Origin of the sequence: Senegalia sp. (in: firmicutes), from assembly GCF_052088025.1 — a bacterium.
Taxonomy (GTDB): domain Bacteria; phylum Bacillota; class Clostridia; order Tissierellales; family SIT17; genus Anaeromonas.
Genome location: NZ_JBQCYD010000059.1, coordinates 1 through 12,092, shown reverse-complemented (window position 1 = coordinate 12,092; position 12,092 = coordinate 1). Strand labels below are relative to the sequence as shown.

Below are 12,092 nucleotides of genomic sequence, written 5' to 3'. Positions count from 1 at the left end.
TCACCATCTTCTACATCATCAATTCCCATAGATAAAATATATGCCCTATCTTCTATTTCATGTTTATCAAAACAAGCCGTACTTAAAATAGTAATAATTAAAATTAAAAGGAGTAATATAGTTTTTCTCATATTTTGCTAGCCCCCTTTTTTTTAAATATCGCAAGTCCAAATAAAATAAAAGGTATAATAATTGTTACACTAGTGCCTAAGTAATTTGAAAAAAGCCCTATATAATAATAAACTTCATTTATATTTTGAGGTACAAGTGCAAGTAAATATAATATAGGAATTATTGCTACAGCTAAAAAATCTATTTCTTTTAATTTAAATGATTTAGATAGTATGATATTTGTCTGCATCAAAATTACACAAAGGGATTGAATTACTATAAATGTCCAAAGCCCTATAACTACCCCTTCTACGTTTTCTAAGAATGAACCTGGTATATTTATAGTTTTCATAAGAAATAAGGTAGGCCATAATAAATCTCTAGTTTGTTCAATCCCAAATTGACATGTTACTACTATAAATATTATTAGATATATTAATCCTAAGAAGCTAATTACCGAAATATTATATTTCAGTATCTTTTTAGGTTTTTCTACATAAGCCATAGAAATAAGCACTATATCCATACCTATAAAAGAAAATAAGCTTACATTTAATCCCTTTAAAATATCTGATGTATTAAACCTCATTATATTATTTACACTTTGGAAATCTAATTCAGGAATTAAAGATATCAAAAGTAAGGCAAAAGGAATTATAACTATAGGAAGTATAACTTGAACTAGTCTTGCTATTCCTTCAATACCTTTTCTTACAATATATACACTAGCAAGTAGCATGGATATTATGATTACTTCAAGTGGTGTCTCTTTTAGCAAAAACATCTTTACTATATCAGCAAATATTCTAACAACAGCAGCAGCAGAAGATATATAAAATAATACAAATATACTTTCAAATATAATAGCTATAGGTCTTGGAAGCAATTCATCCATTATTTCAACAACAGTTTTAGATTCAAATTTAAGCATCAATTTAGTAAATATACTTATAATAAATATACTTAAAATCGTTCCAATAATTATCATAATCATTCCAGAATTACCAGATTCTTTAGCTAATTCACTAGGTAATGTGAGTATTCCTACACCTAAGATAGATCCTATTATAAGTGTAGCACTTTGTCCTTTTGTTATCTTATCATTGCCCCCCGTCATTTTTATTCCCACCTTCACTTTCATCTATTAATGAATTTATATTTTCACTATTATTCATCCTTACCTTATCACCAACCTTTAAATATTTAGGTCGTAATTTCATGAATTTGTATGGCATTCTTATTGTAGAATCTTTTAGATCAGAAAAATTATTTATAAAATTTGAATAAGGCTCAAAATAAGGAATGCCAAAACTTTTAAGGCTTACTAAATGAGATAAGAGTATCATCAAACCTATTCCTATACCATAAAGACCTAATATAGATGCTAATATCATAAGTAAAAATCTCCATATCCTAATTCCAGAAGTTAAAGAAAAGTTAGGTAGGGTAAATGATGATATAGTGGTTAGAGCTACTATAATTATCATAAAGGGACTTACAATTCCTGCTTCAACAGCTGCCTGACCTATTACAAGGCCCCCTACAATACCAATAGTAGTACCAACTGGTCCAGATATACGAGTACCAGCTTCTCTAAGTATTTCAAGTGTCCCCTCCATTATAAAAGCTTCAATAAAAGATGGAAAAGGCACATCCATTCTAGTAGCAGCAATATATAAGGCAAGTTGCGTAGGAAGCATACCTGGGTGATATGACGTAATAGCTATATATAAGGAAGGTAGCAATAAAGCTAAAGGTAGCGCTATAGTCCTTATAAGTCTTACAGCAAAAGCTCCAGACCATCTGGAATAATAATCCTCTGAAGATTGAAGTAGTGAGTTAAATGTAGCAGGCATTAAAAGCGCAAAGGGTGTATTGTCTATTATAAGTGCAACTCTACCTTCATATAATGCAGCTGCTACAGCATCTGGTTTTTCTGTATCTTGGATTTGTGGAAAAGGTGATATCCAATCATCTTCTATTAATTGTTCAATATAGGAACTTTCAAGTATAGCATCTACATCTATTCCATCAAGTCTTTCCTTTACAAGTTTTAGCACTCCTTTATCTACAATGTCATCTATATACATGAGTGCTACATCTGTTTTTGAGCGTCTTCCTATCTGTTGATATTTTAATTTTAATTTTGAATCTCTTATCCTTCTTCTTACAAGAGAAGTATTTACCTTTCCTGTTTCAGTAAAACCATCTCTTGGTCCTCTATTTACAGCTTCTGTTACAGGTTCAGCTATACTTCTCATAGGCCAACCACGTGATGAAGTTAAAAGTATCTCACTAAATCCATCAAATAAAAGTATAGTTTCACCTGCAAGTACACTATCAATTGCTGTTTTTAAGCAATTTAAATCCTTTACTTCACTTAGAGGTATTCCCCCTTCTTTGGATAATTTATATAAATTATTTCCTACAGTTCTAGGATTTGGCACCTCATCACGTCCGTCATGCATGAGTGCTTCCATTACATATTCATTTATTAGTTGTTTATCTATAAGTCCATCTATGTAAACAAGAGCATATTTATAATTTTGTCTCTTTCCCACACTAAATTCTCTAATTATTACATCATCACAATCTATCAATATTTCTTTTATCTTTTTTATGTTTGTTTGTAGATCTTTAGATACAGGTATTTCAATTGGCTTAGTGTTTTCAATCTCTTGTTTTTTCTTCTTCAAAGGAAAACTCCTTTCATAATTTTATAAAACTACTGATAATATGTACAAAACCGGACCCATTACAAGCATAATAATGGACAATGTTATTGCTATCTTCTTCTCCTTCTTCAATCCTTTTTTATCTAAATTAGTAGAATCAATAAAAAAAAGTACAAAGGCTACTAGTAAGGTTAAAATCACAAAATAAAAATCTATTAATTCTTTAAATCTATCAATCATAATATTCTCCCATAATTTTAAGTCATATTATACTATTGACTATTAAATAGATTGTTATTCAAAATAAGCAATAAAAAAAGACCATATAGGTCTTAATTACTTTTTTTAATGAAATGTGATACTATGTGTTTTTTAGAAATTTCAATATGCTCCTCTGCATATTGTTTTGCCTTTTCCTTATCATTTTTTACTATAGCATCTATTATCTTTTTATGTTCCTTATATAATTCTAAAGCTTGTGAATGAGTACTTACGTAACTTATCCTAAACCTTTGAACTTGTTCCCTAAGTGAATCAACCATATCTATTAGTTTTGAATTCCTTGCAGCATCAAAAATTATCTCATGTAATTCTTCATCCTTTTTAAGTATTCCATCTATATCTTTTTTATCTGCACATTCCTTTAATTCTTCATGTTTTTTAATAAGTAATTCAAGCTCATCTTCTTCAATTCTTTCAGCTGCCAAATACGCCCCAAGGCCCTCAAGACTTACTCTTATTTCTAGGGCTTCTTTTATATCCTTTAGAGATACTTCAGATACATAAGCACCCTTTCTTGGAAGCATTATAACTAGTCCTTCAAGTTCTAATTTCCTTATAGCTTCCCTTACAGGAGTTCTGCTTACTCCTAATTGCTGGGCAAGTTGTATTTCCATAAGTCTCTCACCAGCAGGTATCTTTCCAAGTATTATAGATTCTCTTAGATGTTCAAATACAACATCCCTTAAAGGTTTATAATCATTTAAATTTAGTTTTTCCATTTCTTCCATATCTTTAGTCCTCATTTCTAATTTATATAGTTTTTATAAGATATACTTGATCCATATTTTTCTTTAATATATCCATGCATTTTTCTGCCCTTTTAAAATTATCAAATATACCAAATACACTAGGTCCACTACCACTCATAAGACTGCCTAGAGCTCCACAATCTATCATCTCTTTTTTTATATGACCTATTATAGGGTGCTTTTTTATAGTTACATTTTCAAGCACATTTTTCATGTTTTTAGCTAGAAAATCTAAATCATCTGTCTTTATAGCATTGATTAATTCTTTAGTATTTGGATGGTTTTTTATTGCTTTTATATCTAAGTTACCATATACATAGGCAGTTGATACATCTATGTCTGCTTTTGCTAGAAGTATAATCTTTCCCTTAAATCCCTCTAAAGGAGTGAGTTTTTCACCTATGCCACAAGCAAGGGCAGTAGATCCCAGAATGCAATAAGGCACATCAGCCCCTATATTTAGTCCTATTTCCATGAGTTCCTTCTTTGAAAGTTTTAAATCCCACATTTGATTAAGGCCTATGAGCGTTTGAGCAGCATCAGAACTACCACCTGCAAGACCTGCTGCTATTGGAATATTCTTTTCTATATGAATCTTTACTCCCTTATCTATATCAAATTTTTCTTTTAATAAATCATATGCTTTATATACTAAATTTCTTGAATCTGTAGGTACCTTTTCATTTGAACAAGTTAATTTTATACCACTGTCTATTTCTTCTAATATTACTTTATCTTTTAATGATATTTGCTGCATGATCATTTCTAACTCATGATATCCATCTTCTCTTTTTCTAAGTACATCTAAAGATAAATTAATTTTTGCAAATGCATCTAATTCTATTTTCATAAAAAAATTCACCCCTATTCTTTTGAACTTATATCTTTATTATATAGGAATATTGTATACAATGAAACAAAAAAATAAACTAGAGAAAAATTCTCTAGTTTAAATAGCTACATCTACAGTTTTAATTATAAAGATTTTCTCTCCTGGCATCAAGTTTTCTGGAGCTATTATATCATTTATTCTGATTAACTCCTCTGTTGTAGTGTGATATCTTTTAGCTATATCCCAAAGAGTATCATTTTCCTTTACAATATATATAACAATAGAATGTCCCCTGCCCACTTCAGATGAATCCTCTATTTCTAGAGCATTTGTTACAATATCTATATTTTTGATTCTATTTATAAGTGTATCTATTCTCACATCAGAACTTATCTCTACTTCCCTAGAACTTGTCTTTTTATAATTAAGTCCTTCAATATTCATATCAATTTCTAAATCCATATCTTCACTTATATCATCCATATCTATATATGTCTTAAAAGGAAAATCATTTTGTGTGTTTTTTATCTCTCCACTTTCTTCTCCTAAATAAAGCATATTAGCATTTAATATTCCCTCTATTATAGCCTTGTTTTCTATTATTCTAGTGTCAGTTACTATAGGCAATACATTTATCTTATATATTTCCTTTATTATTTCATCATCATAAGAAACATCAATAGAATCCTTTACCATTTCAAACTTTGAAACTGAGCCTATATTTTCTGTTATCTTTACATTTTCCCTTGATAATTCAATTTCACTATTAGTTGAATATGTATCTATAGCTATTTCTTTTTCCTTTATTTGATATACCTTTGCATCAATTTCTATAAGTGATTCTAAATCTATTATTCTATTTCTACCATTTATATCCCTTTGTATTTCATAATTTGCATCTGAATAATTTAATTTGATATTACATCCCATATCTTTGTTTATATTATCAATATCAACAAAATGAGTAAATGGTGTAGAATTTGTAATTGAGCTTATCTTGTTTTCTTCTGAATCCTCTATATACATTACAGATGATTTAACTTCACCAGCTACAATGACCTTGCCATCTACAATTTTAATTTCTTTTTCATATGCTTTAATATCTACATTTAAAACTTCTAATATATCTGCAAGTTCCTCAGTTAATTCAAATCCATCCTTTACTATAGTAGAAGATGAATTTTCTCCTATTACTTCATTGTATTTTACATTTTCTTTTAAAACTTGTATACCACTTCCACCACTTATATCTTTTAATACATTTATAACAGTATTTTTCATTATTTTTATATCTAAAGATATAACAGTTTTAATCTCTACTTTTTCTTCATCTATAATAGTATAATCTAAGTTTTCTATATTAGAAGAAACTTGAGCTTTCATATCATCTTCTATACCCTCTATAACTATATCCTCATTAAAATCAATATTGTAGTTCTTATAAGCTATTCTCCCCTCTTCTCCTGTCATATATAAAGTTTTTGTATTTAAATATCCCTTCAATTTTAATTTACCCTTATATATAGTAGAAGAATCTAATACTACTTTCCCTTCCACATTTAAAACTTTGAATAATTTATCTTCACCTTGAGAAAAATCAACATTTTCTGTGATATATATATCCTTTTTGTCTTTTGCTATTGTTTGGTCTATCTTAATTAAATCTTTTACTAATTCAATTGCCAAATTACTCCCTCCTTTTAATTATCCCTTGTCTATTTATATAGATATTATTCTATTAATATATCTATGCAGGAGTAATAGAAAAAATGCATCTTTTTTTATTTTAGACAGTAAAAAAACCGCCCTTAAGCGGTTTGGTTTAACTAATTCTTATTTTATTATCAATATCGCAAAGAGTTACTTCTACTGTCTCTGTAAGTATATCTGAATAACTATAAGATACTCTTCTTGCAGAGTTGTAACCACCTTCAATTTTAACTACAAAGATACTTGGGTAAGCATTTTCAAGTATTCCTTCTCTTATAGTAGTTTTTTTTCTTCCTTTGTTTGCCTTTAATCTGACTTTTTCTCCGATATGAACTGCAACATTTTCTTTAATTTGATCTAGAGTATTTCTTTTAATCAAAGAATCACCTTCTCCATTTATTTTAGACAAATCACATTACTATAATAATATCATACAACTAAAAAAAAGTCAAGTATCTAAACAATTATTATACATCTTGAATAAAAGCATGTCAAATGTTTTTTTTATATGAATATTCAACTATATTTCCAGCCCTTAAAAATACACGTTTCTATATAATTATTATATCCATTTAAATAAATTTTATAACTTAAATTCATTCTAATATATAACATACTCTGCTATAATATATATTATGATAGAAAAAATTTACTGTGACTAACAATATTAGTTTGAGAAAGGGGCAATTTATGAAAGCAACAATAGTATCATCTTGGATAAAATCATGCAAGAAAATATTTGGTGAAGATTTAACTATAGAAGCTATGACAAATTCTAATATGGATCCAAATAAAATTTATAGACCTACAGAGGATGTAGAAGATAGCAAACCAAAAGATATGATGAAATACATAGCAAGTAAAAACAATGAAAGTGTATATGAAACTTGGAGGAAGATGGGCGAGGAAAATATAAATTCATTCTTTAATGATTATCCAGCATTTTTTGAGCATAAAAACTTATATTCATTTTTAAAATCCCTTTATGATGTACATGTAGTAATAACAGGAAAGATAAAAGGTGCAAATCCTCCATTGGTAGGGATAGTGCCAATTGATAAATATACAGCTTGTATGACTTATAAATCAAAAAGAGGATTGTTTGGATATTTTGAAGGATTATTAAAGGGTGCTAGTAATTTCTATGATGAGGAAATAGAAATAGATAGGATAGAAAATACAGATGAGTTTTTAAAATTACATATTAAGTTTAATGAACCAATCCATCATTTCAAAAAATACAAGGTAAATAAATTACTTTCATTTGGATTTGTAAAATCATTAGAAGCAAAGATTGCTATATCTTCACTTTTACTTATAGGAGTTCCTTACATAATATTATCTAATTTCACAAGTGGTATTGTTTTAACAGCAATTACTTTAGCCCTTAGTTTATTTGTACCATTTATAATATCTAAACTATTGTTTTTACCTAAAAAAAGCATCCTAGATTCATTAAACAGTTTAAATGAAAGAAATTATGCTGAAAATAAGGAAATATCTACAAATGACTTTTTTGAAGATATAAATAACATGTTAAATACCTATAAAGATAATTTAATAACAGACTTTGTAGGATTTAAAGGCATGAGTGATGAATTGAATGTATTTACAGATAAATTTAGTGAAGTTTCATCTAATATGAATATTACTTCAAAGGAAATATCAGGAGTGGTAGAACAAGTTGCCTCAGGTGCAATAAACCAAGCTGATGAAACAGAATCTGCAGCATATATTTTAAATAGCAATATAAGTTCCCTAACTGATATAACTAAAAGAGAAAATGAAAGCAAGGTTTCCCTTGAAAATGCAGTTACTAGCATAAACAAGGGCTATGAAGAATTAAAAGATACAGCTTTAAATTTAAAAGATATATTAAATAAATTTAAAAATGTAAAGAAAAACAGTTCAATGCTTCAAAATAAGGCTAAAGATGTTACTAAAATAGTTGAAACAGTAGAGTCTATTTCAGATCAGACTAATTTACTTGCCCTAAACGCCTCAATAGAAGCATCACGTGCTGGAGAGTATGGGAGAGGTTTTAATGTAGTTGCAAACGAAATAAGGTCCCTTGCAGAAGAATCTAAATCTGCTGTAAATAATATAAATGAAAATTTAATATCATTTATAAACGATATAGATAGTTTAGTTACTGAAATAGATAGTGGATATAATGTATTAGATAGTGAAAACAACAAGCTTGCTGGTGTCGCTGATAATAATTACAATACAGTAGTAACCATAGAAGACGTTTCAAAATCTCTAATAGATATGATAAATGATTTATCAAAAGAAACAGAGTCAATATCAAAAGTTTCAGGAAATATAGAATCTCTAGCTGCAATAGCTGAGGAAAATTCTGCTTCATCTGAGGAAGTAAGTGCCAATGTAACTACATATTCAGAAGAATTATCCAAGATGATAAGTAATATTGCGGAATTTAAAAAGGTTTCTGATGAATTTAGAAAAGATTTAGGTAGATATAAGATATAATTAAAAAATGCTATCAGATTTAATCTGATAGCATTTTTTATTCTATTACTTTAAGGGGCCTCATCATATCATTATCTTCATGTTCTAAAATATGACAATGCCATACATAATCTCCTGTGTGACCTTTAAAATGCATTGCAATACTTGTTACTTGACCAGGTTCAGCTCTCACTGTATCTTTTAAACCTCTTTCATAACTTAAAGGAGCTATCAAATTATCAGCATCAAATTTGTAATTGCCATCCTCATCAAAATCATCCTCAGTAAATTCTTTTCTACCCAAAATTTCAAAATTAACTAGATGAACATGAACAGGATGTGCAAAATCAAAATGATTTACCAAATGCCATATTTCTATAGTATCTAATTCTGCCACTTCAGTAACAGGATGATGCCACATTCTATCATTTAATAAATGTATAGTCCTTCCAAAATCATCTGTAGATTCATCTAAATTCATAGTTCTCTCTCTTATAGCAAGTGACGTATTTACAGAGTGATATGGAAATAAATCTTCAGGAACTTCACTTTCATCTTTTCCTCTTAAAGGGAGATTGACATTAAATTTCATGATAATACCAGTATGTTCACCTGGTGGCCCCCCTGAATTTAATAAAGTTATTTCTTCACCCTCGTATTTAGAAAAATCTATTACTAAATCCATCCTTTCAGCAGGCTCTAAAATAAAGGAATCAATCTCTATAGACTTTTTAAGTAATCCTAAATCTGTACCTATTTGAGTAAAAACTCCATCATTATCTAGAGATATATCATATGCTCTCACATTTGATGCATTTAATATTCTAAATCTATATTTTCTTGGCTCTACATTAAGATAAGGCCAAAGTTTTCCATTTACTGCTATAGTATCTCCAAAAAAGAATGCTGTAGCTGATGGAATAGGTTTATCTACAGGTGGAGTTGAATTATCAGGATAAAATAATGATCCATCCTCATTAAATGATTTATCTTGTATCATAAGTGGTATTTCATACTTTCCACATGGTAATTTTAATTTTTCTTCTAATTCATCTCTAATAAGGTAAAATCCTGCAAGACCTGAATATACGTTTAATCTTGTAATACCTATAGCATGGTCATGATACCAAAGAGTAGCTCCAGGCTGATTGTTAGTATATTCATATACCTCTCTCTTAAATTTTGCTCCAGTAGATGAATAGTTTTTTGTAAACCATGCTTCTGGATGTCCATCACTCTCACTATCAACATTTGCTCCATGTAGATGTACTACCGTTCTTGTATCAGGAGTATCCATAGCTCCATGAAGAGTATGATCTACTGGTAAAAGATGTTTGTCTGGTAAATCATTTATCCATTCCACATTTATAGTGGAGTTTTTAGAAACTTCAATGGTTGGACCAGGACAAGTTCCATTATATCCCCAAACCTTAGTATATGGAAAATTCCTATGAAACTTATGGTTTACCTCATTCATAAAAATAGAATATAAAGGCTTTCTTGGCTTTGGATAATCACATGTATTATCAACTCTTGCAATGGCTGGGATTGGAAGAGAATCTACAAATTTTTCAATAGTAGATGGATCAGAGGGATTTATTTTATTCTTCATAAGATACACACCCTTTCAACATAAAAATGCATAATATATAGCTATAACCATGCTATATATTATGCATTTTTAATGTTTTATGTGATTTTATGAAGCTGTTTTTTATACTTAAAATATTAAAGTGGTAAATCTTTCTTTGTAAATATAATATTTGATGCTAGATATAGGACTAAAGCGATAATTACTAATGCTACTAAGCCCAAACCAAACTCTCCTCCAGCCAGTATGGAATCTGTATCAAATAAAGTGGTTATCGTCAAATACTCAAGTGCATCTGTGCTATCATCCATCAGCTGTTGAATCATGGTAATCAGGAAGAAAGCAAATGGTATGCCACCACCGATAGCCAAAGCTAATCCTGTACGGTTAAATAGAGTCGATGTGAAGAATGAAATAGAGCTCATAACTAGGATTAAGGTGAGTAAACCAAGACTCAACCAGAAATAAGCTTCTGTATCAAATTCCAAAGCTGCATCTACAGATCTTGCTGATGATACCATGCTATGGTTTGCCATAGTAATAATTTGTTCTTTATTTAAGCCAGTTGCTTCCATAGATGCCTTTAGAGCAGTAGGATCTTTAATTAAAGTCAAATTGTCATTTACTTGATTACTACTAATATTTAAGGCCTTTGCAGAAGAGTCAATCACAGTCTGTAATAAGAGTTCAGCATTATCTTCTGTAAACATGACCGCTGGCTTAGAATTTTCTTCATCTTCAAGCGCAGCTATTTCATCAGTCACAAATTGACGATATTCATTAACAGAAATTCCTTGCACACGTGCACCAGCTATCAAAGCGTCATTGCTTGATAGAATCATGGCAGGGTTTTCAATCAATTCTTCACTTGTGATTTTAATATCATCATCTTCCATATCATCATCGTCTTCATAGATATCCCAACGTTCATCAGTGATAATTTCTGCTGCCTTTTCATAGGATCTATCATTGATAATGTTTACTAGGTAAATTGAATAGGCATCCGTATCCATATCTCGAGCTGTGGCAGCTTCGCGCATGGCTTGTTCATCATCTTGAATTAAATATAAACGCTCAGATATATAACGCTCATTTTGATTTAAGGTTTCTGACACTGCTTTTACATCATCCGTAATGGGATAGCCAGTAACGTTGTTATACTTGAGTTGTGAAGCACCTAAACCAGCTAATGAAATGATAACATACATTAAAGTAACCGATAGGATTAGGTAAAATGATTTGGTAAAGATGACACTTGAACGTTTAATAGGGGTTGATAAAGTATAAGCCATAGAACCAGAGTCTACCTCATTTACTACTAGATTGTTTGCTGTAAACACAACATAAACAATCCCAAGAATTACAGCAATCAGTTTATAGAAGTTTTCTAAGCTTCCTAAAAGACTGGTCATTGATGAGAGAAGATTAGAAAAAGCGGTCCCCTCCGCTGCTGAAGCAATAGATGCATATCCTTTGGCATCATAATTAATGATAAAACCAGATAAAATGACTGAAGCAACGATGGTGATAATTACCCAGAGCTTCCAATTGCTTTGAATACTTTGTTTAAATATCGGTTTTGAGAACATTTATATTTCCTCCTTAAATACTTCTGTAATTAGCTCGTTGCAGAACTCTACAACTCGCATATTTACTACGTTTATTTACAT

The 12,092-nt window shown here is 29.7% G+C and carries 10 protein-coding genes; 1 reads left to right on the top strand and 9 read right to left on the bottom strand.

The window, feature by feature from the left end; all coding sequences use genetic code 11:
* Positions 1-127 precede the first annotated feature (127 nt).
* The 7 genes from ACTHUW_RS11640 to ACTHUW_RS11610 all read right to left on the bottom strand — a co-directional run bounded on the left by ACTHUW_RS11640 (position 128) and on the right by ACTHUW_RS11610 (position 6,738).
* Positions 128-1,228, bottom strand: a complete 1,101-nt coding sequence (locus tag ACTHUW_RS11640; RefSeq protein ID WP_442213358.1) for a GerAB/ArcD/ProY family transporter — start codon at positions 1,226-1,228, stop codon at positions 128-130.
* The gene (locus ACTHUW_RS11635) at positions 1,212-2,807 is read right to left on the bottom strand and encodes a spore germination protein (protein WP_442213357.1); all 1,596 of its coding nucleotides are present in this window, start codon (positions 2,805-2,807) and stop codon (positions 1,212-1,214) included. Before ACTHUW_RS11635 ends, ACTHUW_RS11640 begins: the two co-directional genes overlap by 17 nt.
* 21 nt (positions 2,808-2,828) lie before the next feature.
* Entirely contained in the window at positions 2,829-3,026 is a 198-nt protein-coding gene (locus ACTHUW_RS11630) for a CLC_0170 family protein (RefSeq protein WP_442211094.1), read from the bottom strand.
* A gap of 92 nt (positions 3,027-3,118) precedes the next feature.
* A complete protein-coding gene (locus ACTHUW_RS11625; protein ID WP_442213356.1) occupies positions 3,119-3,796 on the bottom strand; it encodes a GntR family transcriptional regulator in 678 nt (225 codons plus the stop codon).
* Between the two features lie 22 nt (positions 3,797-3,818).
* A complete protein-coding gene (ispE, locus tag ACTHUW_RS11620; RefSeq protein ID WP_442213360.1) occupies positions 3,819-4,661 on the bottom strand; it encodes a 4-(cytidine 5'-diphospho)-2-C-methyl-D-erythritol kinase in 843 nt (280 codons plus the stop codon).
* A 105-nt stretch (positions 4,662-4,766) separates the two neighbouring features.
* On the bottom strand, positions 4,767-6,335 hold the full coding sequence (locus tag ACTHUW_RS11615) for a DUF3794 and LysM peptidoglycan-binding domain-containing protein (protein WP_442213355.1): 1,569 nt from the start codon (positions 6,333-6,335) through the stop codon (positions 4,767-4,769).
* 136 nt (positions 6,336-6,471) lie between these two features.
* On the bottom strand, positions 6,472-6,738 hold the full coding sequence (locus tag ACTHUW_RS11610; protein ID WP_442197631.1) for a Veg family protein: 267 nt from the start codon (positions 6,736-6,738) through the stop codon (positions 6,472-6,474).
* A gap of 311 nt (positions 6,739-7,049) precedes the next feature.
* On the opposite strand from ACTHUW_RS11610, the gene ACTHUW_RS11605 reads away from it, so the two are divergent.
* Positions 7,050-8,852: a heme NO-binding domain-containing protein gene (locus tag ACTHUW_RS11605; RefSeq protein WP_442213353.1), complete on the top strand. Its 1,803-nt coding sequence runs from the start codon at positions 7,050-7,052 to the stop codon at positions 8,850-8,852.
* Positions 8,853-8,889: 37 nt separating this feature from the next.
* On the opposite strand, the gene ACTHUW_RS11600 is transcribed toward ACTHUW_RS11605, so the two are convergent.
* Positions 8,890-10,443 carry a multicopper oxidase family protein gene (locus ACTHUW_RS11600; RefSeq protein ID WP_442197629.1) on the bottom strand — a complete coding sequence of 518 codons (1,554 nt, stop codon included), beginning with the start codon at positions 10,441-10,443 and terminating at the stop codon, positions 8,890-8,892.
* Between the two features lie 116 nt (positions 10,444-10,559).
* Complete coding sequence (locus tag ACTHUW_RS11595; RefSeq protein WP_442213351.1) at positions 10,560-12,011, bottom strand: ABC transporter permease subunit; 1,452 nt, start codon at positions 12,009-12,011, stop codon at positions 10,560-10,562.
* Positions 12,012-12,092 lie beyond the last annotated feature (81 nt).